Annotated in this window: 24 protein-coding genes and 1 pseudogene; 10 read left to right on the forward strand and 15 right to left on the reverse strand. The window is 60.0% G+C overall.

Annotated features, from left to right (window positions below):
- The first annotated feature begins 11 nt into the window (after positions 1-11).
- Positions 12-389 (forward strand): response regulator, encoded by a 378-nt coding sequence (locus HMPREF1487_RS06370; RefSeq protein WP_010795794.1) that lies wholly within the window; start codon positions 12-14, stop codon positions 387-389.
- A gap of 121 nt (positions 390-510) precedes the next feature.
- Here HMPREF1487_RS06370 and fecE read toward each other — a convergent pair whose 3' ends face one another.
- From fecE to HMPREF1487_RS06390, 4 genes are read right to left on the reverse strand one after another with little or no spacing between them, the layout of a single operon-like run.
- The gene (gene fecE / locus HMPREF1487_RS06375; protein WP_010795795.1) at positions 511-1,284 is read right to left on the reverse strand and encodes a Fe(3+) dicitrate ABC transporter ATP-binding protein FecE; all 774 of its coding nucleotides are present in this window, start codon (positions 1,282-1,284) and stop codon (positions 511-513) included.
- 4 nt (positions 1,285-1,288) lie between these two features.
- Entirely contained in the window at positions 1,289-2,257 is a 969-nt protein-coding gene (locus HMPREF1487_RS06380; protein ID WP_010795796.1) for an iron chelate uptake ABC transporter family permease subunit, read from the reverse strand.
- Positions 2,254-3,216, reverse strand: coding sequence for an iron-dicitrate ABC transporter permease FecC (gene fecC, locus HMPREF1487_RS06385; protein ID WP_037030512.1), 963 nt, complete (start codon positions 3,214-3,216; stop codon positions 2,254-2,256). Before fecC ends, HMPREF1487_RS06380 begins: the two co-directional genes overlap by 4 nt.
- Positions 3,217-3,251: 35 nt before the next feature.
- The gene (locus HMPREF1487_RS06390; protein WP_010795798.1) at positions 3,252-4,163 is read right to left on the reverse strand and encodes a Fe(3+) dicitrate ABC transporter substrate-binding protein; all 912 of its coding nucleotides are present in this window, start codon (positions 4,161-4,163) and stop codon (positions 3,252-3,254) included.
- Positions 4,164-4,413: 250 nt separating this feature from the next.
- Here HMPREF1487_RS06390 and HMPREF1487_RS06395 point away from each other — a divergent pair, with 250 nt between their 5' ends.
- A complete protein-coding gene (locus tag HMPREF1487_RS06395; protein WP_010795799.1) occupies positions 4,414-4,866 on the forward strand; it encodes a hypothetical protein in 453 nt (150 codons plus the stop codon).
- Positions 4,867-4,934: 68 nt separating this feature from the next.
- Here HMPREF1487_RS06395 and HMPREF1487_RS06400 read toward each other — a convergent pair whose 3' ends face one another.
- The gene (locus HMPREF1487_RS06400) at positions 4,935-6,551 is read right to left on the reverse strand and encodes a catalase (RefSeq protein ID WP_010795800.1); all 1,617 of its coding nucleotides are present in this window, start codon (positions 6,549-6,551) and stop codon (positions 4,935-4,937) included.
- Between the two features lie 426 nt (positions 6,552-6,977).
- On the opposite strand from HMPREF1487_RS06400, the gene HMPREF1487_RS06405 reads away from it, so the two are divergent.
- The 3 genes from HMPREF1487_RS06405 (at position 6,978) to xopAW (ending at position 9,677) form a co-directional block, all read left to right on the forward strand.
- On the forward strand, positions 6,978-7,742 hold the full coding sequence (locus HMPREF1487_RS06405) for a response regulator (RefSeq protein WP_010795801.1): 765 nt from the start codon (positions 6,978-6,980) through the stop codon (positions 7,740-7,742).
- Positions 7,743-7,745: 3 nt separating this feature from the next.
- The gene (locus HMPREF1487_RS06410; RefSeq protein ID WP_010795802.1) at positions 7,746-8,858 is read left to right on the forward strand and encodes a sensor histidine kinase; all 1,113 of its coding nucleotides are present in this window, start codon (positions 7,746-7,748) and stop codon (positions 8,856-8,858) included.
- Positions 8,859-8,975: 117 nt separating this feature from the next.
- Positions 8,976-9,677: an EF-hand domain-containing protein gene (gene xopAW / locus HMPREF1487_RS26260; protein WP_010795803.1), complete on the forward strand. Its 702-nt coding sequence runs from the start codon at positions 8,976-8,978 to the stop codon at positions 9,675-9,677.
- A gap of 45 nt (positions 9,678-9,722) precedes the next feature.
- Here xopAW and HMPREF1487_RS06420 read toward each other — a convergent pair whose 3' ends face one another.
- Together HMPREF1487_RS06420 and HMPREF1487_RS06425 are read right to left on the reverse strand one after the other, a co-directional pair.
- The gene (locus tag HMPREF1487_RS06420; RefSeq protein ID WP_010795804.1) at positions 9,723-10,802 is read right to left on the reverse strand and encodes a zinc-binding metallopeptidase family protein; all 1,080 of its coding nucleotides are present in this window, start codon (positions 10,800-10,802) and stop codon (positions 9,723-9,725) included.
- 66 nt (positions 10,803-10,868) lie between these two features.
- The gene (locus tag HMPREF1487_RS06425) at positions 10,869-11,048 is read right to left on the reverse strand and encodes a hypothetical protein (RefSeq protein WP_010795805.1); all 180 of its coding nucleotides are present in this window, start codon (positions 11,046-11,048) and stop codon (positions 10,869-10,871) included.
- 333 nt (positions 11,049-11,381) lie between these two features.
- Between HMPREF1487_RS06425 and HMPREF1487_RS06430 the strand changes: the two genes are divergently transcribed.
- Positions 11,382-11,690 (forward strand): hypothetical protein, encoded by a 309-nt coding sequence (locus tag HMPREF1487_RS06430; RefSeq protein WP_037029789.1) that lies wholly within the window; start codon positions 11,382-11,384, stop codon positions 11,688-11,690.
- Between the two features lie 23 nt (positions 11,691-11,713).
- On the opposite strand, the gene HMPREF1487_RS06435 is transcribed toward HMPREF1487_RS06430, so the two are convergent.
- The 8 genes and pseudogenes from HMPREF1487_RS06435 to HMPREF1487_RS28330 form a co-directional block, all read right to left on the reverse strand.
- Positions 11,714-12,415, reverse strand: a complete 702-nt coding sequence (locus HMPREF1487_RS06435) for a response regulator (protein WP_010795807.1) — start codon at positions 12,413-12,415, stop codon at positions 11,714-11,716.
- Positions 12,416-12,475: 60 nt separating this feature from the next.
- Positions 12,476-15,121, reverse strand: coding sequence for a sensor histidine kinase (locus HMPREF1487_RS06440; protein WP_010795808.1), 2,646 nt, complete (start codon positions 15,119-15,121; stop codon positions 12,476-12,478).
- Positions 15,118-15,663 carry a potassium-transporting ATPase subunit KdpC gene (gene kdpC / locus HMPREF1487_RS06445; protein ID WP_010795809.1) on the reverse strand — a complete coding sequence of 182 codons (546 nt, stop codon included), beginning with the start codon at positions 15,661-15,663 and terminating at the stop codon, positions 15,118-15,120. Before kdpC ends, HMPREF1487_RS06440 begins: the two co-directional genes overlap by 4 nt.
- Positions 15,664-15,691: 28 nt before the next feature.
- Positions 15,692-17,737 carry a potassium-transporting ATPase subunit KdpB gene (gene kdpB / locus HMPREF1487_RS06450; protein WP_010795810.1) on the reverse strand — a complete coding sequence of 682 codons (2,046 nt, stop codon included), beginning with the start codon at positions 17,735-17,737 and terminating at the stop codon, positions 15,692-15,694.
- 1 nt (position 17,738) lies between these two features.
- On the reverse strand, positions 17,739-19,439 hold the full coding sequence (gene kdpA / locus HMPREF1487_RS06455) for a potassium-transporting ATPase subunit KdpA (protein ID WP_010795811.1): 1,701 nt from the start codon (positions 19,437-19,439) through the stop codon (positions 17,739-17,741).
- Between the two features lie 10 nt (positions 19,440-19,449).
- Complete coding sequence (gene kdpF, locus HMPREF1487_RS06460; RefSeq protein WP_010795812.1) at positions 19,450-19,539, reverse strand: K(+)-transporting ATPase subunit F; 90 nt, start codon at positions 19,537-19,539, stop codon at positions 19,450-19,452.
- 151 nt (positions 19,540-19,690) lie between these two features.
- Positions 19,691-20,425 carry a methyl-accepting chemotaxis protein gene (locus tag HMPREF1487_RS28325; protein ID WP_371106372.1) on the reverse strand — a complete coding sequence of 245 codons (735 nt, stop codon included), beginning with the start codon at positions 20,423-20,425 and terminating at the stop codon, positions 19,691-19,693.
- A 126-nt stretch (positions 20,426-20,551) separates the two neighbouring features.
- A pseudogene (locus HMPREF1487_RS28330) lies at positions 20,552-21,322 on the reverse strand (cache domain-containing protein); the annotation flags it as partial.
- Between the two features lie 249 nt (positions 21,323-21,571).
- Between HMPREF1487_RS28330 and HMPREF1487_RS06470 the strand changes: the two are divergent.
- The 4 genes from HMPREF1487_RS06470 (at position 21,572) to HMPREF1487_RS06485 (ending at position 25,949) form a co-directional block, all read left to right on the forward strand.
- Positions 21,572-22,465, forward strand: coding sequence for a chemotaxis protein (locus tag HMPREF1487_RS06470; protein ID WP_010795814.1), 894 nt, complete (start codon positions 21,572-21,574; stop codon positions 22,463-22,465).
- Positions 22,466-22,547: 82 nt separating this feature from the next.
- The gene (locus tag HMPREF1487_RS06475; protein WP_010795815.1) at positions 22,548-22,826 is read left to right on the forward strand and encodes a DUF3820 family protein; all 279 of its coding nucleotides are present in this window, start codon (positions 22,548-22,550) and stop codon (positions 22,824-22,826) included.
- 177 nt (positions 22,827-23,003) lie between these two features.
- Complete coding sequence (locus tag HMPREF1487_RS06480; protein WP_010795816.1) at positions 23,004-25,127, forward strand: TonB-dependent siderophore receptor; 2,124 nt, start codon at positions 23,004-23,006, stop codon at positions 25,125-25,127.
- Between the two features lie 93 nt (positions 25,128-25,220).
- Positions 25,221-25,949: a DUF4198 domain-containing protein gene (locus HMPREF1487_RS06485; RefSeq protein WP_010795817.1), complete on the forward strand. Its 729-nt coding sequence runs from the start codon at positions 25,221-25,223 to the stop codon at positions 25,947-25,949.
- Positions 25,950-25,985: the final 36 nt, after the last annotated feature.

Below are 25,985 nucleotides of genomic sequence, written 5' to 3' on the forward strand. Positions count from 1 at the left end.
CTGAGGAATACATGCAACACATTCTGGTAGTAGATGACGACACGCAAATCGCCATGTTGTTTGAAGGTTTTCTGGAGGCCAGCGGTTATCGCGTAACCGTCGCGAATAATGCCCTGGCAGCGCTTGAAGCCGATGCCCGAGACGCCGCTGATGCGGTGGTCACAGACCTGTCCATGCCCGGCATGAATGGTCGGGAGCTGATCGATCAGTTGCGGGCGCGGCGGCCACACCTGCCCGCTATGATCGTGTCAGGCTATCCCTGCAACAATGATCTGGATAAGGCCAACCGGATCGTAGTACTTATGAAGCCGGTCAGGCTGATACAGCTTGTCGAACGGCTCAGGGATATTCTGGCCGATGCGCAGACGGCTCATAACCTGACCGCTTAGAGTACAGACCGGAATCACACGCCTGATGGGCGCTGTCCAGACGACCCCGTCTAGGCGACCCCGTCTAGGCGACCCCATCTAGGCGACCCCATCTAGGCGACCCCATCTGCCGATACCCTGTTTAGGCTACACCTTCGATGATGCACATCGGGGTGCCGGCGCAGGGCTCTTTCATGACCTGTACCCGGACGCCAAACACCTCTTTCACCAAAGCAGGGTTGATAACCTCGTGAGGTGAGCCGAGCGCTTGCAGGGCACCCTGTTTCATCACCGCCAAGTGATCAGCATAGCGACAGGCCTGATTCAGGTCGTGCAGTACGGTAATTACGGTCTTGCCCTCTTCTGCAAGCGACTGCATCAGTTCGAGCAACTCGACCTGATGGCAGATATCCAGATAGGTTGTGGGTTCGTCCAGCAGAACCACGGATGCATCCTGCGCCAGTACCATGGCCAGCCAGGCGCGCTGACGCTGGCCACCAGAAAGGTCCGCCAGCAGCCGACCACGCAGCTCGCCAAGCCCCATGCGTTCAAGCGCAGCTTCCACATGGGGTTTGTCCATCTGGCGCAGACGTCCCCAAAGGCCGTTATGCGGGCTACGCCCGTAGCCCACCAGCTGTTCGACCGTCACCCCCTCCGGCACAGGCAACACTTGCGGCAGAAAGGCAACCTGCCGAGCGATCTCCTTCGCAGACAGAGAGGCATACGCCCTGCCGCCCAACCTTATTTCGCCCTGCGTGGGTGCCAGCACTCGGGCAAAGGCCTTGAGCAAGGTCGACTTGCCACAGCCGTTGGGGCCGATCATGGCTGTCACCTGGCCGGCAGGCGCCTTGAAGTGAAGCGTGTCGACAATGGCCTTGCTGCCATATCCCAGTGTCAATGCGACTGCTTCGAGCATGGAGTCACCCCTTGAGCCGCGTGAGCAGCCATAGAAAATACGGCGCGCCAATAATGGCCGTGAGAATACCGGCTGGAATCTCAACCGGTGGGATCAGTCCTCGCCCCAAGGTATCGGCCAATACCAGCAGAATGGCGCCTACAATGGCGCTTGCTGGCAGTAGCCACTGATGACGGCCACCGATCAGGCGGCGCGCAAGATGCGGTGCGACCAGATCGATAAAGCTGACCGGCCCGATGATCGCCACGCCCAGACTCGTCAGGATCACGGCCAGTACCAGCACGGCGAGTCGTGCTGGGCCCAGGCGAACCCCCAGCCCCGAAGCGGCTTCATCGCCCAACCCAATCAGATTGAGAGGCTTAGCCAGCATAAGCGCCAAGGGCAGCCCTGCCAGCAGCGGTACGGCCAGTCCAACATGGTGCCAGGTGCGGCTCCACAGGCTACCGGTCAGGGCCAGCAGGGCGGTATTGATGTTGAGTGGGTGAGACAAGATTAGAAACTCGATCACGCTGCCAAGGGTGAGTGAAATCGCCACGCCCGATAACGCAAAACGTGCCCCGGAAAAGGATCGCCCGGCACTGTAGAGTGCCAGGGCACCAGCGCCAAGCGCACCACCCAGGCAGGCTACCCCGGGTAGCCAGACAAGCGAAAGCGCAGGGAAATAGATCAGCGCGATGGTCAATGCCAACCCTGCACCCTGGGTTACCCCCAGAATCTCGGGTGAAGCGAGCGGGTTGCGAATCACGCCCTGCACCAACGCGCCTGCCAGGGCAAAGCTTCCTCCGGCCAGCACAGCGATCAATGTTCGCGGCAGACGATGCCGCCAGACAAGAAAGTCCTGCGCGTCATGGGCGATAACGTGCTGGATCGCCTCGACAGGGCTCAACCATTGCGTGCCAATGCACAGACTCGCCAGGCAGACGACGAGCAATACGGCAATAAGCGTGATCAGGCTAGCGGCAGGACGGCTCATCGGGAGCGCCTCGCCAGCCATAGGAAAAACGGCGCCCCCACCAGAGCCGTCACTACACCAGCCGGCGTTTCAGCCGGAAACGCCACCGCGCGAGCCAGGATATCGGAGGCCAGAACGATGACCGCGCCAAGAGCGGCACTAGCGGGCACCAGCACACGGTAATCGTGCCCCAGCCAGTAGCGGGCCATGTTGGGCGCGACCAGACCGACAAAGCCGATCGGCCCGATAGCACAGACGCTCGCGCCTACCAGCAACAGGCTGACCGCAAAGACCAACAGCCGCAGCCCGGCAAGCCGAACACCCAGCGAGCGGGCCGCGTCATCGCCCAGGTTGATGAGATTGAGTCGGGGCGCGCAGGCCAGCGCCAGGACGCCGCCGATCAGCACGGCAGGCCACAGCAGTCCAACCTGACTGTAAGTGACGTTGGCAAAGGAGCCTGCCAGCCAGTTCAGGACATTCTGCGCCTGATCTTCGACCAGAATGATGGTCAGCCGTGTCAATGCCGCACACAGCGCCGCGACAATCACACCGGCCAGTACCAGACGGCCCTGGGTATCCCCCACCGACCACGCCTTGCCCAGGCTGAACACGATCCCCCAAGCAAACGCACCGCCCAGCAAGGTCATGATCATGGCGCCGCCCGGCAATGGCAGCGCCACCAATCCGGTTGAAAAGAGCGCCAGCCCCAGCGCCGCTCCCGCCGTGACACCAAACAGAGAAGGCGATGCCAGCTCATTGCGGGTAATACCCTGCATGAGTGCGCCCGCCATGGCCAATGCAGCCCCTACCAGGGCAGCCGCCATTGCTCGGGGCACACGCAGCTGCGCGACAACAAAGGCAATCTGCGTACCGCCCTGGCCGCCGGAAAACAATCCGTGGAAGGCATCCTGCCGGGTAATGACAAAGGACGAGTAGACCGATAACGACAACCAGAACAGCCCAAGGCCTACCGCACTCATCGCCCCGAAAGCAAAGCACAGCGCCAGGGTACGGCTCACTCCTGGTCCTTGCCGGTCAGGATCTTCAGCGCATCCTCGGCAATCTGCTCGGACGCCATGATGCCGCGGTTGCGTGCCCAGACGTTACCGTCCACATCGGCTACATGCCCGGCCTGTACCGCACCGAGGGCCTGCCACAGCGGCTGCTTGCTCCAGGCATCCACCAGACTCGGGTGGCGATAATGCCCGACCAGCAGCCAGCCGGGGTTAAGCGCCAGGAGCTGCTCGAGGCTTACGAACTCGGTCGGTGCTGCGCCAGCACGCACGCTTGGTACCGTCAGGCCAATGGTCTTAAGCACGCTGCCAGCATACGAGTCAGGACCGTGTACGGAAAAGCTGTCTTCCCGGGCCACACCAAACAGAACCTGGGTGTTGGCAGGAATATTCGCCGCAATGTCCTTGAGGTGCTGGCGATTGGCCGAGATACGATCCTGCATGTCCACGGAACGGTCCAACGCCTTGCCGATCAATGCGGCTGAGGTAAGACTGCTTTCGTAATTCTCTCCGCGAGACGGCAGCAGCAGCGTAGGAGCAATGCTGGAGAGTTCGTCATAGAGACCGGCATGACGGCTCTCGTCCGCAATGATGAGGTCCGGCTTCAGCCGGGCAATGACCTCGATATTGGGTTGCGAGCGCAAACCGACAGACGTCCACTCACCAATGGCTTCCCGAGCGCGAGGCAAGACGCGGCTGGCATCGCCGTCATCGGCAACACCCACCGGCGAGACATGAATCGAAGCCAGCGCATCGACAAAGGAAAACTCCAGCGCTACGACACGCTTGGGTGCTTCTGGCAAGGTAAGGGTGTGCTCGCCGTCATTGAGCGTGATCGGATTGGCTTGAGCCGCCTGGGCAAAAACAACCGCCAGGGAAAACAGACAGAGAGACAGAAATGAGCGCTTAAACATGAGTGACCTGATAGCCCACAGGGCCATTAACGGTAAGGCGAAAAAAAGCGGGCACTATTCCATATTGGCTCCGCGGGATCAAAACTCTTCACCGCAGCAAGTAAGAGTCATTACCATTTTCCGACCTTGCGGTGACGAATGAAACCCTCGCCGTCTTATGCTGCGTACTTTGCATACAGGCTTTGAACTTGCGCGTTGTTTCAAGCCTCCTTGTTTACAGGTACATATTCAAATCGAAGATGAGGTCTGCATGAGCATCGAGTCATTGAACAGTGAAGAGCATGTCCTGGGAGCCGTTCTGGACGGAGACCGCGAACATCCGCTTTTCGAAGCCTATGTGGCTTATTGCGATGAACGCACCGAGGCCATGCTGGCCTGCGTCAGCTTTCGGCAATGGCTGTCGGAACGTACCCATATCGAGCACGTTGCGGCTGAGCTGGCGGAACGTGCCCGTCAGGCCGGTATCCGGGAATCGGCTCTGGATGAACTGGTTCGCGATGCGTCAGGGGCCAACCAGCCCGATGTCATCAGCATTCGTACGGACGAGGCGCCGGAGGATGAAGAAGGTGAGATGGAATCGCTGGATACGTTAGAAGCCGAAGATGCGCCACATGGGCTGGAAAGCCAGATCATTTTTCTGATGACCCACTTTGGCATTTCAAAGGTGGAAATCGAAAAGGAGCTGGGACTACCGCTTGAATAAAAAAGCGGCTACGTCGCTCATGAGTCGACGTAGCCGCCAAACCAGGCCTCAAGGGCCTTTTGGGGAGATTACTTGACGCTGTCAGTCATGACGCTGGCCTGCGTGGGATTGCTTTTGCTATCCCCTTCCGGCTCGCCGGTGTCATAGAGGGTCACGTCCAGATCCTGGCCCGGTGCCGGACGGCCTTCCAATGGCGGTAGTGCCTTGGCCTTTTCGATATCAACACCCACACCGTCGGCCAGACGCTGACCGTAATCCGGATCGCAATGCCAGAAATGCCAGATCATCCGCAACTGGATGTTTTCCGGGCACTGCTTCAGATCGCCTGTGATGTTGTTGATCAGGTCCTCACGCTCCCAGTCCTCGAAGGTGCGATAGCGGTCCCCGGCCTGCTTGTAATCCGCCGCGGTCTTGGTGGTCTGATAACGTCCCAGATGCCCTTCGACCCACTGGTGGTAGTCCTTCTTGGGCTTGGGTGCTTCACGCAGACCGCCCTGGGTGCTGGGCTCGTAGTTCACATGAGGGTTTTCTCCACCATTATCCACGTTGTAGGCCATGAAGCCGTCGCGCTGGTTGGTGGCTACCGTGGTTTTCGCCGCATTGATCGGGAGTTGCAGGTAGTTGGCGCCTACACGATAACGCTGGGTATCTGAATACGACAGCGTCCGACCCTGCAGCATCTTGTCGTCGGAGAAGTCGATACCGTCTACCAGCACGCCAGTACCAAAGGCAGACTGCTCGGTCTCGGCAAAGACATTGGACGGATTGCGATTCAGGACGATTCGGCCTACCGGCAGCAGCGGAAACTTGTCTTCCGGCCAGCGCTTGGTGTCGTCCAGCGGGTCGAAGTCCAGGTTCAGGTGCTCATCCTCGGACATGACCTGAACGCACATTTCCCACTCAGGGAATTCGCCTCGTTCGATGGCGTCGTACAGGTCGCGGGTGGCATGCCCCACGTCATTTTTCTGGATTTCAGCAGCCTGCTCGCTGGTCAGGTTCTTCACACCCTGCTTGGGTTCGAAGGAGAACTTGCACAGTACCGCTTCACCCTTGTCATTCACCAGCTTGTAGGTGTTTACGCTGGAGCCCTGCATGTTGCGGTAGGTAGCCGGGCGACCCCAGGGGCTCTTGACCCAAGTCACCATGTGCAGCGCTTCAGGATGATGCTGCACAAAGTCATAGAAGCGCCAGGGCTCCTGACGGTTGCTGATAGGGTCCGGCTTGAACGCGTGGATCATGTCCGGAAACTTGATCGCATCACGGATAAAGAAGACCTTGAGGTTGTTACCGACCAGGTCCCAGTTACCGTCTTCAGTATAGAACTTGATGGCGAAGCCACGGGGGTCCTGAGCTGTCTCGGGCGATTCCTTGCCACCGATCACGGTGGAGAATCGCAGGAAGATAGGCGTCTGAACGCCGGTCTTGGTGAGCACCTTGGCTCGGGTGTATTTGCTGGCAGGCTCGTCGCCGATCTTGCCATAGGGTTCGAAATAACCATGCGCCGCCGTACCACGGGCATGCACGACGCGCTCCGGGATGCGCTCGCGGTCGAAATGGGTAATTTTTTCGATGAATTGGTAGTTTTCCAGCGTAGCCGGACCGCGCTCGCCTACACTGCGCAGGCTCTGGTTGTTACTGACAGGGTGCCCCTGACGGGTTGTGAGTGTTTTCTGTTCGTCAGCCATAGCGATTTCCAAGCCTAAATTCACGGTTGTTGGAGTTATTTAGGTCTGGAAAGCTACGGGGAGTTCGGCCAAGCGAAGCGCCATTAGGCGGACATAGCATGACAATCAGGTGTCAGGCAGCATGGCAAAATGCTAATGAGAGCGGTCTAGCAAACCGTTCTGCCAAAAGCGCGTGAACAGCTGGAGCTCTTGCCTGGCCTGCCTTCGGGCATGGTTTAAGCTCTTGGAAACAGGGGGTTATTTGAAGTTGGCTTTCGCCTTTATTCAAGCGTCCTCATTGATAAGGTTAAAGCCCTCCATTAGTTCTTCTCATCGATGAGTGTATCGCTTTGTAAAGAAGAGGTAAGATCAGCCGTTACCTATAGATGCCTGTAGAGTGACTCGCTAGCATTCCGGGCACCGCCTTTCTATTTTCGCCAGGTATCTATGGACCGTCAGCCTTTTCCTGCATCGCCCGTTGCCGATGAGCCCAGCCGCTGGACGGCCAGGGTCTTACTGGTCGATGACGACGCCCCCATGCGCGAGCTGATCGGTGATTATCTGGCGCGCTTCAATCTGTATGTCGACGGCGTAGCCAGTGGCGCTGAGATGCGGCAGAAGCTGGGCGGCAACAGCTACGACATCATCATTCTGGATCTGATGTTGCCTGGTGAAGATGGATTGTCTCTGTGCCGGTGGCTGCGTCAGGACAGCAGTATTCCCATCCTGATGCTGACGGCCCAATCGGAACCCATGGACCGGATCATCGGCCTTGAGCTGGGTGCCGATGACTACATGGCCAAACCCTTCGAACCACGGGAGCTGGTCGCCCGTCTTCAATCCGTACTGCGTAGAACTCAGGATACGCGAGGCGTACGCCGGAATGTTGCACGCACGCATATCCGCTTCGATGGTTGGAAGCTCGATGGAGTGCGGCACCAGCTGCACTCACCGGACGGCATGGTCGTTCCGTTATCCAACGCCGAGGTGCGAATGCTCTGGGTATTTATCGATCACCCGCGTCAGGTACTCAGCCGCGACAAGCTACTGGATGCCACCCGTGGACGCGCCATCGAGGCGTTCGATCGGAGTATCGACCTGCAAGTCTCACGGTTAAGGCAAAAGCTGGGAGACGCCCCCCGCTCACCAACGCTTATCAAGACGGTGCGCGGCGAAGGCTACCTGTTCGACGCCCAGAAAATCGGAAACTGACCTGTGCGCCGTCTGGACACCTTATTTGCGCGTCTGTTCGGCGTACTGGTCATTGCCATCGTACTGGGCCACCTGCTGGCCTTCGCCTGGTTCCATTATATGGGAAGGCAGCCCGGCCCACTCTTGCCGCCGCCAGGCGCTGAGTCTCGTCTACCACCACCCGCGACCACAGTATTCAGCGGTCCTCACCCACCGCCGCCCTTCGCCGCCAAGCCATCGTTCCCGCCTCCTGCCGGACCGCCGGGTTCGGCACTGGGTCAGCTTGGCTGGATGTTGGGCGGACCGTTCCCCTTCCAGTTAGGCACTCTGCTGGTTGCTGCCTGGATCAGCGCCCGTCTGCTGACCCGCCCTATCAGCCGTCTCACCGCGGCAGCGCAGGACCTGAGCGATAACCTGGACAGCCCTCCCATACCGGAAACGGGCCCTCACGAAACCCGTGAAGCGGCACGGGTGATGAACCAGATGCGCGAACGCATCGTGGCACAGATCCAGCAACGCGGACGGATGCTGGCGGCGGTTTCCCATGATCTGCGTACACCACTGGCCCGCGTGAAGCTCAGATTGGAAGACATCGACGATCCTCAACTGCGCAGCCGTGTAACGCAGGATGTGGACGACATGATCAACCTGCTCAATGCAACACTGGAGTACCTGCGCGAGCAACGCAGTGAAGAGCCCTGGGTGCTGTTCGATATTCAGGCGCTGGCTGAATCACTGACGGAAAACGCCCTGGATGACGGAGCCGATGTATCGCTGAGTGGCCAGTGCAAGCCTGTTCGGGCCCAGGCCATGGCCCTGCGCTCATGCCTGACCAACCTGCTCGATAATGCGCTGCGCTACGGGGGTAGCGCCGAAATCGTATTAAAGGAGCATCCTGACTCCATAGAAATACAGGTACGCGATCACGGTCCCGGCATTTCTGCCCAATACCGCGAGGCAGTATTCGAGCCGTTTTTCCGCCTGGAAGGCTCCCGTAACCGCAACTCCGGCGGCGTGGGGCTGGGCCTTGCCATTGCGCGGGAGTCCATTCAAAACCAAGGCGGCACGTTGCGCCTGGAAGAAACCCCAGGCGGTGGACTGACCGCCCTTATCATGCTGCCGATACGCTCGGCATGATGCCTTCAACCGCTGTGTATCTCGCCAGATACACAGTCACGATACCCACGACATACTCATGCGCGAAGCTTGAACCTGAGAACTCCCCTTAGCCCTTTCTCAGCCAGGTAGCCCGTCATGATCAGTGGAATAGGTAGCAGTCATTCCAGCTATTTCAGCAGTTACACTGCTAACAAGAACAGCACCACCGTACCCGCCAGCACCACGAGTGATGATGAAAACCCACTCAAGAATCTGTTCAAGGCCCTGGATGCCGACGGTGATGGTTCGATCAGCCAGAGCGAGCTGACCGCAGCCGCCTCCAGCAGCGGAGAGAGTGACGACAGCACGGCAATTGATGTCGACCAGCTGCTCAGCCTGATGGATCAGGACAGCAGCGATAGCATCAGCCAACGTGAATTTGCCAGTGCATTCGCACCACCACCGCCTCCCCTGCCGGTAGCTGATGCAGACAGCGACGATCTGGCCGACGAGCTGATCGTCAGCCTGGATGCTGATGCCAGCGGTACACTCAGTACCCTCGAACTGGCCGCTCTGGACGACACTAACAGCACGTCGCTGATGTCCGCACTGGACGAAGACGAGAATGGGGAAGTCAGTCAGGATGAATTGAGCCGTGCATTGCAGGCCTCGATGATGGCGCAGACGGACAATGACGACAGCAGCACGTCTAGTACGGTCAGTGCAGCCAGCACCTCATCAACAGCCGCCAATGATGCCGTTAACCTGCTGGCGCAAGCGGTGATCCGCAAGTACCAGAGCGTTAGCAACTATTCATTGGATGCGTCCAAGGCGTCCCGGATCAGCGTATCGGTCTGAGTGGACACGAGGCCATTCTCCGAATGGCCTTTCTCTACGGGATCACTATCCGTTCACAGGCTTGCCGATCAGGTATTCCGTCAGCGTTCGGGCGCAGGCATCCATACCATCATGCAGGACCACCTCATAGCCATGGGTATTTTCAGTTGGGATGGCGATACACCCTGCCTTACCTTTCGAGCCGGAACTGAGTATGGCACTGGCATCGGAAGCAAAATCCGGCATGAGCGCCGGTTGTGGATTGAGTCCGCAACGCTCGGCAGCCTGCAACAGATCGTCCGTTACGGATTTCGAGTAAAACCCTTTTTCATCACCGGTCAGCACAATTGGGTCGGCGCTAAGCTGCGTATCGTATTCCTCGGCGATAGGCCCCACCTCGACGGCAATGACAATTTCACCGGGTAGCGTTCGGGCTGCATATTGAGCACCGCCATTGGTTTCCTCCTCCTTGGTCGTAAAGATAAACACGGCATCGCGCTTGAGGAGGGAACGGCGCGCAGCCGTCAACGCAGCGGCCTTGAGCGTCGCCACGATAGGCGCACGGTCATCCAGAAAGTGGGCTGCGATGGCGTCATTAACATTGAAGGGCTGGCGCCAATGTTGACTCAGCACAACCCGTGTGCCAGCTCGTATGCCTGCTTCGCCCAGTTCATCCTTCGAGCGCCGGGTAAGCACATGCACATCCTTCCATTGCACATTGCCGCTGAGCACATCGGCTCCTTGAGGCGACTCGGGCGTGGCGTGCATGGTTCCGAATGATAGTACACCTGGCAGCAGGGCGTGCTCACCCATGATATCCACCGGGCACATGCCAAAGTTCACCGGAAAGGCCCCACCCAGTGCGACGACGCTCAACGTACCGTCAGAGTTGACGCGTTTGACGACCATGGCGATTTCATCCTGGTGCGCCATGATCACGACGCTGCGCTGTGCAGCCTCTTCCCGGGAAATCCCCTCGGTAGCCCGCACGACCCCGATTACGTTATCGGCCGCGTCGACCCATACCTCATCACAGCTGCGCTTGAGCTCACGCAGGCAGATGCGCCTGACTTCATCCTCCTGCCCGCCCGGGCCTCGGGCCAGAAGCAGCTCTTCCAGCAGTTTCAGATCCTCGGTGTTCGCCATGCCTTACCTTCCTGCTCCGGGCGACCTGCCGGGCAGGCCGCCAACCTTCAATCGCGCCCTATTGCCTTACTTGCCGCTGTTGGCGTCCTGGTTGTCCTGGCTAGTGGCGTCGTCCTGGGGCGAGTGCATCTGGATGGATGCCTTCTCGGAGCTGGATTCGCTGGATTTATCATCGGAGCTGCCAAAGCAGCCACTGAGCAGCACGGCACATAGGGTGAGTCCGACCATGCCTATTCTGGAAACCATCTTTCTACCTCCACGTCGATTTCCGGACCCGTCAATACCAGGGTCCGTACAAGAAAGTCGACCGTCGATCGTTCTGGATGGTTCGAATTAAGGTGAGGGAAACCGGATACAGGCAGTGCCTCTTTCGTGACACAGATCAACTCCACCGGTCAGTCTTTCACGCTTTTTTGACAATTGAATGATTTCAAATCGCTACCCTGCCGTTTCATTCATTGAAAGGGAGCCTTTACGTGCCCAAGACGTATCCGCTCATCTCCAAAATGAACCATTACCGGTACGGGGTATGGTCGACCAGATCGGGAAATGGCATATTGCCATACCACGATTTATTTGATGATTGAGAAGTACATCATGTCTCTAGCACCCAGTACCGATCAGGTAATCAGTACCCCTCGCCGTGCCCGTCGTACCAAGCACTACGAATCCCAGTACGACTTTCACAATCGCTTGCTCACCCGGTGTGAAGACCGGATCGAAGAACTTGGCATGCTCGACAATATAAGTCGGGATGAAAAGATGACTCACCTGCAGAACATCGAACTGCTGGCCAATACCGTCTTGGCCCAGACTGAAGAAGAGGACCTAATCAAGCGCGCTCAGGCTGCACTTCAGTACAGTCGCGAGCAGATGCTCGAAGCGTGATCCGCCAGCGCCCAGGGATGGGCTCAGGCATCGTGCCTGTCACGTAGCCGGTAACCCACCCCAGGCTCGGTGATGATGTACTGCGGAGCAGCAGGGTCGTCACCCAGCTTCTGCCGCAAATGCCCTACCACGACACGTAGGTAATGGGTGTCCTCGACATGGGACGGGCCCCAGATTTCCCTGAGCAGATGTTGCTGGGTCACCACGCGCCCCAGATGTCGAGCAAGGTGCTCAAGCACTGCGTACTCCTTGCGCGTCAGGGCGATGTCACTGTCCTGCACCGTGACGCGGCGGAAAGCAAAATCTACCTTGAGTGCTCCCAGGCTCAGGGCTGACTCCGTCTGCGGCTGGGCTACACCCTGCCTTAACAATACCCGTACCCGGGCCAGAAACTCCTGAATGCCGAAGGGCTTGGTGACGTAGTCATTCGCCCCTGCATCCAGTGCACGGACCTTTTCCTGCTCATCCGCCCGGACCGACAGAATAAGTACCGGTACGGACGACCATTCACGAATTTCCCTGAGGATGGTCTGCCCATCTTCATCCGGCAGACCCAGATCCAGCACGACCAGATCAGGCCGCTCCAGTGCCGTCTTGGCCAATCCTTCTGCACCGGTGGCAGCCTCGATGACCCGATAGGTTTGGGCCGTCAGGCTGATGCGCAGGAATTTGCGAATCTGCGGCTCGTCATCGACGATCAGGATCAAGGGTGCATTTGTGGTCATGGAAGCCTTCAGAAAAAGCGAACACTTGCCGCATGCTACGTTATTGAAAGGCGAAACGCCTCAGCCCTCGCTGTCGCCGAGCGGTTGTGGATGCAGCGGCAGATGCAGGGTCAAGGTCGCCCCCTTTCCGTCCAGGCCGGTATCAACAGTCACGCGACCGCCGTGCGCGCCCACCATACCTTGGCAGATTGCCAATCCCAGCCCTGTACCCTGCCCGCCTCGGTCACCCCTCGCGGCGGTGTAGAACATATCGAAAATCCGGGCACGTTCCCCCTCTGGAATACCGGGGCCCTGGTCGCTCACAGCCAGACGGATCTCTTCATCGTCATGCTCGACCGCAACGCGCAGGCGCCCGTGCTCCGGGGAAAACCGCGCCGCGTTTTCCAATACGTTAATCAGGGCCTGTTCGATCAGGGCAGGATGCACATAGAGCAGCGGCATATCGGGGGGAACCGATGTTTCGACATGCAGCGGTGCCAGTACAGGCTTCAGTCGGCTCAGGGCGCTGGCCACGACGTCGCCTGGGGAGACCCAGTCGCGGGCCAGCTGCAGCCCGCCATGACCCAACCGGGTCATGTCAAGCAGGTTCTGGATGTACCGATCCAGACGTTCGGCTTCGAGACGTGTCGTATCCAGAAGGGATTGGCGATCCTCGGCGCTGATGCTGTCGCCCAGCGTGGCCAGTGTGTCGATAGAGCCGCGCATGGCGGTAAGCGGGGTGCGCAGGTCATGCGATACGGAGGCCAGCAAGGCGCTGCGTAGCTGCTCGGTTTCCCCATGCAGGCGTGCAGCCTCCAGGTCTTCGGCCAGACGCGCCCGCGCCAGCGCCTGGGCCAGCGGCTGACCCAGCGCAGCAAACAGCCGACGCTGCTCGGCGCTCAGGCTCCTGCCGTCTTTCAAGGCAATCCCCAGCAGCGCCAGAGGGTCTTCTTCGGACGCCAGGGGCCACCACCACCAGCGCCCATGGGGCAAGGTATCCGTTCCATGGCCCGCTGGCTGCTCGTGCTTCCACGCCCAGTCAGCCGCGGCACGTTCACTTTCATTCAGGACGCTGGCGGTCCCAGCCTCGACATGCCACTGCTCATGGCTATCCCGGCTCATCAGGCAGACCTCAATGTCGATGGAACTCAGCTGCTGCGCCGCAGCCTTCAGTACTGCCTGCCGGTCAGTGGCGGCCGTCAGCTTGCGGGAGAGTTCAAGCAGGGCGCCGGTTTCGGTCTGGGCCTGTCTGAGGCTGTTCAGCTGCCCTCGCTGGCGGGCCGCCAGATTGCCGGTAAGCGTTGCCATGAACAGAAAGAACATGAGTGTCAGCACATCCTGTTCACGTTGAATGGTGAACGAGAACAACGGCGGGATGAACAGAAAGTTATAGGTCAGAAAACTCAGGACCGCGCACAAGATGGCCGGACCACGGCTACTGCGAATGGCGACCAATAAAACGGCGGTCAGGAACACCAGCGAAATATTGGGGAGCTCCAGCAGGCTGGAGGCGGCCTTGGCCAGAAGGGCAGCGCCCACGGTAGCGCCGATCGCCAGCAGGTAATCCCGGCCATTGCGTTGGGGCACCTTTGGCAGGGAAGTGCCTACCTCCTCACGGGCGTCCAGCACACTGATCTCAAGCCCCGCCTCGAACTGTAGCAAGCGCGAGGCCAACCCAGTACCAAACAGACGGCGAACCCAGGTGGGCCGGCTGCGCCCGACCAGCAACAGGCTGGCCCGTGTCTCTACGGCGTGATTCACAAGGGATTTCGCCACCTCCCCGGCCCGTAGAATGACCACTTCACCCCCGAGCCGCTCGGCCAGACGCTGGGCGGCTTGCAGGCGGGCGCGCTCGGTCTCATCCTGCGTCCGGCCGGTCTCGACATGCACCAGGCTCCACGGCAGATGCCGGCGCTCCGCCACCCGGCTCGCATGACGCACCAGCCGCTCCGCCTGACCGTCACCGTTGACCGCCACCAGCAGACGCCCCAGAAGCGCCGGGGCATCCTCTCCCTGGGCGCGATAACGCCGGGCCAGATCCGAGTCGACCCGCGCCGCTGCCGTCTGCATGGCCATCTCGCGCAGGGCGGTAAGGTTGGTCTGGCTGAAAAAGGCATCGATGGCCGCCCGCGCCTGTTCGGGTACGTAGACCTTGCCTTCGCGCAGCCGCTCCAATAGCTCGCGCGGCGGCAGGTCGATCAGAACGATCTCATAGGCATCCTGCAACAGCCGGTCCGGCACGGTCTCGCGCACCTGTACGCCGGTCACATCACGCACCTGATCGTTCAGGCTTTCCAGATGCTGGACGTTGACGGTGGTGTAGACATCGATTCCGGCGGCCAGAAGCTCTTCGATGTCCTGCCAGCGCTTGGCGTGGCGGCTCCCCGGCGCATTGGTATGCGCCAGCTCATCAACCAGCACGAGTCGGGGTGGATTGGCGAGTACACCGTCCAGATCCAGCTCCGCCAGGTGCATGCCCCGGTAGTCGTATCGCCGTAGCGGTTGTTGCGCAAGACCGGCGACCAGAGCTTCGGTCTCCGCGCGTCGGTGGGTCTCTACGACGCCGATCCGCACGTCCACACCCTGTCGTTGCAAAGCCTGGGCAGCCTGGAGCATGGCGTAGGTCTTGCCGACACCGGGCGCCGCGCCCAGGAATACCTTTAGCCGGCCACGTCCTTCGGCGTGGTCGGCAAGCAGTGCATCGGCGCGCTCGGCGGCATCGGTCATCGCGTACGCTCATCTAGGGCCAGATTAAGTTGCAGCACATTAACCACTGGCGGCCCGATCAGCGAGCGTTCCGTATGCTCGACGACCAGTTTTTCCAGCTCATCGGCCGGTATGCCGCGCGCCTGGGCTATCCGGGCGATCTGATAACGGGCGGCAGCCGGTGGCAGATCCGGGTCAAGCCCGCTGCCCGACGTCATGACCAACGCCAGCGGCGCCGGTCCACTGCCCTGCTCATTCCCCAGCGACTCGGCGATTCGCTGTACCAGTGCCGGGTTGGATGCCGCGAGATTGCTCGCACTGCTGGACACCGTGGCAAAATCACCCGCCGAGGGACGCGGGTGGAACCATTGGTTTCCGGTAAAGGGCTGTGCGATCAATGCCGAGCCGATGACCTGACCCGCCGGGTTGCGAATCAGACTTCCATTGGCCTGACTGGCAAAGGCGGCCTGTCCGACACCGGCGACCACCAGCGGGTAGGCCACTCCAGTGATCAGGCTCAGGACCAGCATCATGGCCAGGGCGGGACGAACGTGCGCAAACATAACGATTCTCCTAAGGAAGACCGGCCGCTCAGGCCAGCCCTACAGCAGTCAACACCATATCGATCAGCTTGATTCCCACGAACGGCACCAGCAGCCCGCCGAGGCCATAAATCAGCAGGTTACGGCGCAGTAATTGGCTAGCATTGGCGGCCTGGATACGTACACCGCGTAGTGCCAGGGGTATCAGCACCACGATGATCAGGGCATTGAACACAATGGCGGACAGGATCGCGCTTTGCGGACTGTGCAGGCCCATCACGTTAAGTGCACCCAACTGCGGATAAATACTGGCGAACAATGCTGGCAAGATGGCGAAGTATTTGGCCACGTCATTGGCGATGGAAAAGGTGGTTAGCGCACCACGTGTAACCAATAGCTCCTTGCCCACCTGCACGACGTCCAGAAGCTTGGTAGGGTCGGAGTCCAGATCCACCAGGTTGGCCGCTTCGCGAGCCGCCTGGGTGCCGTCGTTCATGGCCATGCCTACATCAGCCTGGGCCAGCGCCGGAGCATCGTTGGCTCCATCACCGCACATGGCGACCAGCTTGCCGTCCGCCTGTTCCTCACGGATGCGGGCCAGCTTTTTCTCAGGCGTGGCTTCGGCGATCACATCATCAACACCCGCCTCGGCCGCAATCGCCGCGGCGGTCAGCGGGTTGTCACCGGTTACCATCACGGTGCGGATACCCAGCTTGCGCAGCTCGGCGAAACGCTCTCGGATACCGGGCTTGACCACATCCTTCAGGTGAATGGCTCCGAGCAGCTGCCCATCGGCACAGACCAGTAGCGGTGTTCCGCCATCCTTGGCAATGCGGTCGATCTCGCGGGCCAGCACATCCGGCAGGTGGCTGCGTGTCATGCCCAGAAAACGCAGCACGGCGTCCACTGCCCCCTTTCGGTAGACGTGGCCGTCCCAATCAATACCGGACAGGCGTGTCTCGGCGCTAAAAGTGATCGGCGTGACCGCATCACGGGCAGGCTCGTTCATGGGATGTAGAGCCCGCAGGTATTCGACGATGGATTTGCCCTCAGGGGTATCGTCCACCAGTGACGCCAGCAGGGCGCCTTCAGCCAGCTGTTTGGCCGTAATGCCGCTTGCCGCATACATGGCGCTGCACCGGCGGTTGCCAAAGGTGATGGTGCCGGTCTTGTCCAGCAGCAGCGTATGCACGTCCCCGGCAGCCTCCACAGCACGGCCGGATTTGGCAATCACGTTCAGTCGCACCAGACGATCCATCCCGGCAATGCCAATGGCCGAAAGCAGGCCGCCAATGGTGGTCGGAATCAACGTCACCAGCAGCGCCGCCAGGTACAGCATGGGCAGGTCGCCACCGGCATAGCGAGCAAAGGGCTGAAGCGTAGCGACCACCAGGAGAAAGATGAGCGTCAGGCCGATCAGCAGGATATCCAGCGCGACCTCGTTAGGCGTCTTCTGCCGCTTGGCCCCTTCCACCAGGGCGATCATGCGATCCAGCGTAGATTCACCCGGATTGGTCGTGATGCGCACCAGCAGCCAATCCGAGACGATCTGGGTATTGCCGGTTACGGCCGAGCGATCCCCGCCGGACTCACGGATGACCGGGGCGGATTCGCCTGTAATGGCCGCCTCGTTGACAGCAGCGATCCCCTGGACGACCTCACCATCTCCCGGAATCAGCTCACCTGCCTCGACGCGGACCACATCTCCTTTGCGCAACCCCACGGCCGGCACCATCTCAAACAGGCCGTCCGCGGTCTGGCGACGGGCCATAAGGTCCTGCCCTACGCCTTTCAGGCTATCGGCACGCGCCTTGCCGCGTCCCTCGGCCAGGGCTTCGGCAAAGTTGGCAAAGAGCACCGTGAACCACAGCCACAAAGTGATTTGTACGGCCACGGCGGTACTCACTCCGGCTTGCGGCAAAAAGCACAGCACGGTGGTGAAGACGGCAGTCAGCTCCACGACGAACATGATCGGCGAGCGCACCAGCTGCCGTGGGTCCAGCTTCACAAAGGCCTGGACCAGCGCGGCCTGCCAGAGCGGTTTGCCGGGCGCAGGCGCAGCGGCAGCAGTGGTCGGTTGGGTATGCATGTTCATATCAATGTCTACCGAAAAGCATCAGTTGATCGGCAATTGGCCCAAGGGCCAGGGTCGGCAGGAAGGTCAGGCCACCTACCAGGAGAATGGTCAGGGTTAGCAGCGTGACGAACAGCGGGCCGTGAGTAGGAAAGCTGTTTGGCCCCTGCGGTACGGTACGCTTGGCGGCGAGGCTCCCGGCAATGGCCAGTACCGGCAGGATGTAGCCATAACGGCCAAGCAGCATGGCCAGCCCCTGCATCAGATTGTGAAAGGGCGTGTTGGCACCGAACCCGCCAAAGGCCGAGCCGTTATTGGCGGTGGCGGAGGTATAGGCATAAAGCAGTTGACTGAAGCCGTGGGGGCCGGGGTTGCTGATGGCCGATACCGATCCCGGCAGGCTGATGGCCAGAGCCCCCAGCACCAGCACGCCCAGCGGCATGACCAGAAGTGTTGCCACCAGCAGGCGAACTTCCCGTGCTTCAAGCTTCTTGCCCAGGTATTCCGGGGTGCGCCCCACCATAAGCCCGGCCAGGAACACCGCGATCAGCACGTTGAGCAACATGTCGTAGAGCCCGGCGCCTACCCCGCCAAAGATGACCTCCCCCAGCATCATGTTGAACAACGCCACCAGCCCGGACAGCGGCGAAAGGCTGTCATGCATTGCATTGACTGACCCGTTGGAGGCCGCCGTGGTGGCAACCGACCAGAGCACCGAGGCTGTGATGCCAAAGCGGCTTTCCTTGCCCTCCAGCGAGGCGCCCTGCTCAACCGCCAGCGAGGCCAGGGCCGGATTGCTCTGCCATTCGGACCACAGCGATACGCCTATGCCGATCAGCAAAAGGCCCAGCATGCAGGCCAGAATCGCCCGGCTCTGCCGCAGATCCTTCACATAATGGCCAAAGGTAAACACCAGTGCGGCCGGGATCAGCAGCAGCGAGACCATTTCCAGGAGATTGCTCAGCGCCGTCGGGTTTTCGAAGGGGTGCGCGGAGTTCACGCCAAAAAAGCCACCGCCATTAGTGCCCAACTGCTTGATGGCGATCTGACTGGCGGCTGGCCCCAGCGGTAAGGCCTGCGTACCGCCCTGGGCCGTCTGGGCGTCGATATAGGCCGAGAAGGTTTGCGGCACGCCCTGCCAGATCAGCAACACGGCCAGCACCAGGCTGAGCGGTAGCAGGATATAGAGCGTCGCGCGGGTCAGATCGACCCAGAAATTGCCCAGTGCCAGCGCGCTGCGGCGGGTAATGCCGCGGCTCAAGGCTACCAGCACGGCAATCCCGGTCGCAGCACTCACGAAGTTTTGTACGCCCAACCCTACCATCTGGCTGAAATACGACAGCGACGCCTCACCGCTGTAGGCCTGCCAGTTAGTGTTGGTGACAAAGCTGATCGCCGTGTTCAGTGCCAGGGTCCATTCAAGCCCCGGCAGATGCTGCGGATTGAGCGGCAGATACGCTTGCAGCAGAAGCATCAGAAACAAGGCCAGCAAGCCGACCAGGTTGAACATGAGCAGTGCCAGGGCGTATTGCTGCCAGCTCTGCTCATGATGGGAATCGACTCCGCCAAGGCGATAGCCCACCCGCTCCAGCGGCGCCAGGACCGGGGTAAGCCAGGTGCGCTCGCCTTCGAGGGCACGGTAGAAAAAACGCCCCAGAAGAGGCGCTGGCGCTAGGAACAACGCCAAAAACAGGACAATCAACAAGCCATCGGCAGTGCTCATGGTCGCGGCCTCACGAACGGTCGGCGCGCATCAGCGCCACCAGCAGGTACACGAACAGGCCCACGGCCAATAGCAGGCACAGGCTATCCAGAACGCTCATGACTCTCTCCTTTACGCGGCACGACCGCTGATGGAGAGCATTGTCGGGAGGAGTCCTGTAAAGGATCGAGACGTAAGCCCCCTGGGAGGCGTAAAGAAAGCGTTAAGAAATGCAGGGCGACCCGTCAGGACCGGCCCTGCAAGGGAAGGCATTACACCTTGAACTGGCCGAGCAGATGACCCAACTGATCGGCAATGCCACGCAGCTGTTGACTGGCCTGACTCGTCTGCACGCTTGCAGTGGCGTTGATCTGAGCAAGGCCGGCCACCTGTACGACGCTCTGATTGATCTCCTCCACCACATGGGACTGCTGCAGGGTAGCGCTCGCAATCGAGGCGTTCACCGTTGCAAGGTTACGCAGGGTCTGGTTGATCTGCTCAAGGCTGTCGCTGGCCTGACTGGCCTGCTCGATGGTGTGCTGCGAAGCCTGCCGGCTCTCCTGAATGACCCGAACCGCCGCGCCTGAATTGGCCTGCAGCCGCTCGATCATGGCATGAATCTCCTGGGTAGACTTCTGGGTGCGCTGTGCCAGAAGCCTGACCTCATCAGCCACTACCGCAAACCCGCGCCCCTGCTCACCGGCACGTGCTGCCTCGATAGCAGCGTTAAGAGCCAGGAGGTTGGTCTGGTCGGCAATGGAGCGGATCACATCCAGTACGGTGCCGATCTGGGTACTCTCCTGCGCCAGTGATTCAATGACCTTGGCGGCCTGAAGAATGGTGTCTGACAACCCTTCGGTCTGGTGGAGGCTGGTCTGGATACTGACCTGCCCCTGATCGGCCCGACGCTCAGCACTCTGCACCTCGCCCGAGGCTTGCTCGGCGTGGCGGGCCACATCCTGGATGGCATGTGTCACTTCATTGATAGCCGTGGCGAGCATATCCATCTGCTGGGTCTGGGTGTCGCTGTGCCGCTGGCTTTGGGCCGCAATGGCACCCAGCTCGCCCGAATGACGATCCAGCGAATGAGCGGCCGTCAGTAGCTGACGAATGAGTTCACCCAAATGCTCCGAAAACCGGTTGAAATGACGGCCCAGTTCAGACAACTCATCACGGCCCGATGTGTCGAGCCTGTGGGTCAGGTCGGCCTCACCACTGGCGATACTGGCCATTGCCTTAACGGTCGACGTCAGCGGTCGGGTAATGCTGCGCTGAATGAGAAAGATCAAGACGCCCATGAGCAATACGATGACTGCCCCGACGCCTGCCGTCTGCCAGACCTGTGCGCGAAACTCGGCCTGCAGATCATCCAGGTAGACGCCTGTTCCCAGCACCCAGCCCCAGGGCTCGAACTGCTTGACGTAGGAAACCTTGGGCACTGGCTCACTGGCGCCGGGCTTGGGCCAACGGTAGGCCACAACCCCACCGCCGTTTTTCGCCACGACTACCATCTCATTGAACAGCGCTTTGCCGTCAGGATCTTTATAGGTAGAAAGGTCCTGCCCGTCGAGCTTGGGGTTCATCGGATGCATGACCATGCGCGGTTGCAGATCGTTGACCCACAAGTAGTCGTTGCGACCGTAGCGAAGCGCCTTGAGCACGGCCAAGGCGCTTCGCTGCGCCGCCTCACGGCTGAGCGTGCCGCCCGCTTCCAACGCCTGAAAATGTGTGAACACGCCCAGGGCGGTTTCGACCACATGCTGCGTCTTTTCGGCCTTGCCCTGATAGAGGTGCTCATAGGACGCCCTGAGCGTCAGCGCGCCGAAGGCCAGCAGCATCAGGGCCGCGACGGTCAGAATCAACCACAGACGCGCGCGAACGGGGTATTTGCGTAAGACATCCATGCAACAGGCTCCTGTTTATTCTTGTTGAAGCTCACATGACATGACGGTGCCCGGACTCTTTTTCGGGCTGTCTTTAGATTCATCGACTCCCTTTCGGGAATCTAAAGCCCGACCCGATGACTGGCTACGCTCGCCCGGCCAGTGGCTCCTCGGGCGGATGCGACAGAATGAAGCAAACTTTCGCCTAAACCTTCGCGTCTATTGGCCGATAGTCCTGGCAGCCAAGTTGAATTCCTGAACAGGTCACCCATGCCCAAGCACAACCCGTCCGATGACTCCCTCTCGCTACTGCTGTTCTCACTGCGCAGCGGAAAGCTCATGGCCATCAACCTGCTCAAGGTCAGCGAAATCATTCCGTGCCCGCCCCTGACACGCATGCCTGAGTCGCATCCGCACGTCAAAGGCGTCACGACCCTGCGAGGCGCCTCGCTATCGGTGATTGACCTGAGCCGTGCCATTGGCGAACAGCCCCTGGCCGACCCTTCTGGCGGCTGCCTGATCGTGACCGAGATTAGCCGTACCAAGCAGGCGCTACACGTCCAGAACGTTGCCAAGATCATTCACTGCCGGTCGAGCGACATCATCCCGCCCCCCTTCGGCTCGGGTAGTCGCGCGTTTGTCACCGGCGTGACCCAAGTGGAAGGCACGCTGGTTCAGGTGTTGGATATCGAAAAGGTTATCCATGGTATTGCACCGCCTGCCATACCGCAGACGCCTTCGGCCCTGAACGAAGAAGACATTGAAGCCCTAGAGGCAACGCGTATCTTGATCGTGGATGACAGCCAAGTCGCGCGCAACCTGTCGCTTCATGCCTTGCAGACATTGAATATCCGCTGCCATGTTGCCCGCAGCGGCAAAGAAGCCATTGAAAAGCTTCTAGAGCTACAAGGCACAGATGATGAGATCAACGTGGTTGTCTCCGACATTGAAATGCCGGAAATGGACGGCTACGCCTTTACCCAGAGCCTGCGCGAGAGTCCAGACTTCAGCAGCCTCTATGTGCTGCTGCATACGTCACTGGACAGCTCCATGAACAGCGACAGGGCCAAGAAGGCAGGTGCCAACGACGTACTCACCAAGTTCTCTCCACCGGAGCTGACCCGCTGCGTGATTCGAGCGGCCCATGCCGTTCAGGGGCGCTGACCTCGCCTGTCAGCCTCGATACGGTAGAATGTCCGGGTCCGGTGAAGATCCGGGCATTCCAACTGTTACCCTGTGAGGCTTTATGGACCCAAAGGATCTGCAACTGCTAGTGACCCGTGAAATGCCCTATGGCAAATACAAGGGTCGCGTCATTGCCGATCTACCCGGCCATTACCTCAACTGGTTTGCCCGCGAAGGATTTCCCAAGGGCGAAATCGGCCGCCTGATCCAGCTGATGCAGGAGATCGACCACAACGGCCTGTCACCGCTGCTCGAACCGCTGCGCAAAGCGCACCCGCCCAAGTCTGGAACCCGCTTTCCAGACAAACCTGTAAGGCCCAAGCGGTTCTCCTTCGACTAGACGTCTTTCTTCCGCCTGAACACCTGAGGCGTTAGGACAACGCGTTCCGTGCTCATCGCATTCCGGACGACGCAATCAAGTTGCTATCAACTCGTTATTGATAACGATTATCATAATATATAGCATCCGCATCCTATCTCCGCGTCTGCCGGTTCTTACCAAGGAAAAGAAGAAGAAATGCGGCGTCTTATCGTCCCCGTGCTCTCTCTGCACGCCTTCACCTGCTATGCCCAGGAAACCCCATCCGACTCCGAGCCAGCCTCGTTATCGCAGATGGAAATCACAGCCAACGTGACCGAAAGCGCTCAAGGCCCCGTTGAGGGTTATCGGGCAACCCGTTCGGCCAGTGCCACCCGTACCGATACGGCCATCCACGAGACGCCGCAGTCCATTAGCGTAGTGCCGCGTCAGGTCGTAGAAGATATCGGTGCCACCCGCCTTGAAGATGCCTTGGACTACGCGGGGGGCGTAGAACGAGGCAACAACTTTGGCGGACAGGGTCTGACTGAGTTCCTGGTGCGGGGCTTTAGTACCCAGGAGTTCTACCGCAACGGTTTTGCCGTCAACCGTGGCTATCCCAACATGCCGGATGCCAGCACGATCGAGCGCCTGGAGGTACTTCGTGGCCCTGCATCCATGCTCTATGGCCGAGGCGATCCGGGCGGCACGTTCAATATTGTCAGCAAGCAGCCTCAGGCCGATCGGAAAACTGTTCTGGGTAGCCAGTTCAACACCCAGGGGCTGCGCCGCGGTACGCTGGACACCACCGGCGCACTGGATGAAAACGCCGAATTTACCTATCGCCTGAACCTGGTGGCTGAAGGCAGCGACAGCTTTCGTGACCATGTAGAAAGCGAACGGTACAACGTAGCACCCGTGCTGCGCTGGCAGCTGAGCGACCGTACCGCCGTGATCCTTGAGGGCGACTACCTGCACAACCGCCATCCTATGGATCGGGGCGTTACCCGTTATGCCACCCAGGCCGGTCAGCTTCAACGCGATCGTTTCCTGGGCGAGGAAGACGCCGGCAAACTTCGTAATGAAAATGCAACCACCCAGCTGCGTCTGGAACACCAGCTCAATGACGACTGGGCCATTCGTGGCGGCGTGCAGTATCTCGACGGTAGCCTGGACGGCGGCGCCGTAGAGAACAATGGACTGGCAGCCGATGGCCGCACCATTGGCCGGAACTATAGCGAGCGCACCCTGGAATGGGACGATATAGCCTTCCAGACCAACGTTGAAGGCCACTTCAAGACGGCGGGTTTTGCTCACACCCTGCTGGCTGGTGTCGAGTACGACGATTTCAATTACACATCCTTTATCCGCCGCTCCAGCGGCAGCGTCAGTGCCTTCCCGCTCGACCTCTATGCGCCGGTGTATGGCCAGCCGCTGCCTGCCCTGACCCGTACGACCACCCATGATGACGAGAACCTGAAGTCTTACGCACTGTATCTGCAGGATCAGGTCGAACTTACCGACCGGCTCAAGGCCCAGGTTGGTGCGCGGCTGGAGCGCTTCGAGCAGCAGTACACGAACTACCTGTCCACATCAGGCAGCTGGGAGCAGGCACATAACGCCGTCTCGCCTCGCTTCGGCCTGGTGTATGACCTGACCGACTCGCTGGCCGTGTATGCCAACACGGCTCGCTCGTTCAAGCCCAACCGGGGCGCCGATCGCAGCAGCCAGGCCTTCGACCCGGAAAAAGGCATCGCCTACGAGACTGGCATCAAGTACGACGTGCCGGAGCATGACCTGAGTATTACGGCCGCCCTGTTCCATATCACCAAGGAAAACGTCCTTACATCGGACCCGCTCGACAGCAATTACCAGATTGCGGCAGGCGAAGTGCGTAGCCGTGGCTTCGATCTCAGCTTGGCTGGCAATATCACGCCGCAATGGCGCGTTATTGGTGGTTATGCCTATGTCGATGCCGAAGTGACCAAGAGCACGACGTCCACCATGCCTGCCGGCAGCCGTCTGGCAAACGTTCCCAAGCACAGCGTGAATCTGCTCAATACCTATGAATTCGATTCGGGTCTGTTGAGCGGGCTGGGCGTGGGCGTAGGGCTCAAATACGTAAGCGACCGCAAGGGCAGCACCTCGTCTACGGCGTTCGACATGTCGTCCTATACCGTTGTCGACTTGCTTGCCTATTACCCGCTGACAGACCGTATTCGCCTGAACCTCAACCTCGACAACGTCTTTAACGAGGAATACGACGAGCGTGCCTGGGGTTCGATCTGGGCCTACCCCGGAGCGCCACGCACCCTGCAGGCCGGGGTTTCCATCACCTTGTAAGCCGAACGCGGCGTGTGCCGGATTCATCGCCTGCACACGCTTCGCTTTTATCGAAACGCTGTATCCCGTCACGCTCGCTACAGGAACCTCGACATGAATACCAAGCACACCCTGGTGGCCGCCACCCTTGCGTTGTCCGTTTTCAGCGGCTCGCTGTTTGCCCATGCGCTCTGGCCGGAGGAGCGCCGCGGCCAGATCGAAGTGGTCTTTGGCGAAGGCGCCGAAGAGGACGCCTATGACCCGGCCCGGATTTCTGGTGCCTGGGCATACGACACCTCCGGCAAGCCCGTACCGATCACGGTTGAAAAGCAAAGCGACCATGCGCGTCTGAAACCGGCCGCTACACCAGCGGTGCTGGCGGTTGCGCTGGACAATGGCTATTGGGCACAAGGCCAGGACAAGAAGTGGGTGAACAAGGGAGCAACTGAGGTATCGGGCGCCCTTGCCTCAGGACGCTATTACAAGTACAGCCTCGCGGTTATGGAAAAAGGCGCCAAGCTGCCCTCTCTGGACGCACTTAAATTCGCCATTATTCCTCAGCGCGATCCATTGGCCGTAGAGCCCGGTGAGACGCTGGAGGTGCAAGTCCTGCTCGACGGCAAGCCCGCCTCCGGTATCAAGCTGTACGACGATGTGATCAACGACCCTGATCACATCAGCGTCACGACCGATGCCCAGGGCCGGGCACAGATTACGGTGCGCCATCATGGTCGTAACGTGATCGGCGCCAACACGGAGGTCAAGCAGGACGACCCCAACGGCCGCGTGCGCGGGATGTTTTCCACCCTGGTCTTTGTCAGCCCGAGCGACCACCACCATTGATGCCGGCGTAGACCTCTGAAACAGCCCTGTCACCGG

The sequence above is a fragment of the Pseudomonas sp. HPB0071 genome (assembly GCF_000478505.2).
In the GTDB taxonomy this organism is placed as follows: Bacteria; Pseudomonadota; Gammaproteobacteria; order Pseudomonadales; family Pseudomonadaceae; genus Chryseomonas; species Chryseomonas luteola.

What these genes read in the sequence shown, in the direction of transcription:
- HMPREF1487_RS06370 (WP_010795794.1), top strand. Translation starts at nt 12, where the DNA reads ATGCAACACATTCTGGTAGTAGATGACGACACGCAAATCGCCATGTTG.
- fecE (WP_010795795.1), bottom strand. Translation starts at nt 1,284, where the DNA reads ATGCTCGAAGCAGTCGCATTGACACTGGGATATGGCAGCAAGGCCATT.
- HMPREF1487_RS06380 (WP_010795796.1), bottom strand. Translation starts at nt 2,257, where the DNA reads ATGAGCCGTCCTGCCGCTAGCCTGATCACGCTTATTGCCGTATTGCTC.
- fecC (WP_037030512.1), bottom strand. Translation starts at nt 3,216, where the DNA reads ATGAGTGCGGTAGGCCTTGGGCTGTTCTGGTTGTCGTTATCGGTCTAC.
- HMPREF1487_RS06390 (WP_010795798.1), bottom strand. Translation starts at nt 4,163, where the DNA reads ATGTTTAAGCGCTCATTTCTGTCTCTCTGTCTGTTTTCCCTGGCGGTT.
- HMPREF1487_RS06395 (WP_010795799.1), top strand. Translation starts at nt 4,414, where the DNA reads ATGAGCATCGAGTCATTGAACAGTGAAGAGCATGTCCTGGGAGCCGTT.
- HMPREF1487_RS06400 (WP_010795800.1), bottom strand. Translation starts at nt 6,551, where the DNA reads ATGGCTGACGAACAGAAAACACTCACAACCCGTCAGGGGCACCCTGTC.
- HMPREF1487_RS06405 (WP_010795801.1), top strand. Translation starts at nt 6,978, where the DNA reads ATGGACCGTCAGCCTTTTCCTGCATCGCCCGTTGCCGATGAGCCCAGC.
- xopAW (WP_010795803.1), top strand. Translation starts at nt 8,976, where the DNA reads ATGATCAGTGGAATAGGTAGCAGTCATTCCAGCTATTTCAGCAGTTAC.
- HMPREF1487_RS06420 (WP_010795804.1), bottom strand. Translation starts at nt 10,802, where the DNA reads ATGGCGAACACCGAGGATCTGAAACTGCTGGAAGAGCTGCTTCTGGCC.
- HMPREF1487_RS06425 (WP_010795805.1), bottom strand. Translation starts at nt 11,048, where the DNA reads ATGGTTTCCAGAATAGGCATGGTCGGACTCACCCTATGTGCCGTGCTG.
- HMPREF1487_RS06430 (WP_037029789.1), top strand. Translation starts at nt 11,382, where the DNA reads ATGATTGAGAAGTACATCATGTCTCTAGCACCCAGTACCGATCAGGTA.
- HMPREF1487_RS06435 (WP_010795807.1), bottom strand. Translation starts at nt 12,415, where the DNA reads ATGACCACAAATGCACCCTTGATCCTGATCGTCGATGACGAGCCGCAG.
- HMPREF1487_RS06440 (WP_010795808.1), bottom strand. Translation starts at nt 15,121, where the DNA reads ATGACCGATGCCGCCGAGCGCGCCGATGCACTGCTTGCCGACCACGCC.
- kdpC (WP_010795809.1), bottom strand. Translation starts at nt 15,663, where the DNA reads ATGTTTGCGCACGTTCGTCCCGCCCTGGCCATGATGCTGGTCCTGAGC.
- kdpB (WP_010795810.1), bottom strand. Translation starts at nt 17,737, where the DNA reads ATGAACATGCATACCCAACCGACCACTGCTGCCGCTGCGCCTGCGCCC.
- kdpA (WP_010795811.1), bottom strand. Translation starts at nt 19,439, where the DNA reads ATGAGCACTGCCGATGGCTTGTTGATTGTCCTGTTTTTGGCGTTGTTC.
- kdpF (WP_010795812.1), bottom strand. Translation starts at nt 19,539, where the DNA reads ATGAGCGTTCTGGATAGCCTGTGCCTGCTATTGGCCGTGGGCCTGTTC.
- HMPREF1487_RS28325 (WP_371106372.1), bottom strand. Translation starts at nt 20,425, where the DNA reads ATGGATATGCTCGCCACGGCTATCAATGAAGTGACACATGCCATCCAG.
- HMPREF1487_RS06470 (WP_010795814.1), top strand. Translation starts at nt 21,572, where the DNA reads ATGCCCAAGCACAACCCGTCCGATGACTCCCTCTCGCTACTGCTGTTC.
- HMPREF1487_RS06475 (WP_010795815.1), top strand. Translation starts at nt 22,548, where the DNA reads ATGGACCCAAAGGATCTGCAACTGCTAGTGACCCGTGAAATGCCCTAT.
- HMPREF1487_RS06480 (WP_010795816.1), top strand. Translation starts at nt 23,004, where the DNA reads ATGCGGCGTCTTATCGTCCCCGTGCTCTCTCTGCACGCCTTCACCTGC.
- HMPREF1487_RS06485 (WP_010795817.1), top strand. Translation starts at nt 25,221, where the DNA reads ATGAATACCAAGCACACCCTGGTGGCCGCCACCCTTGCGTTGTCCGTT.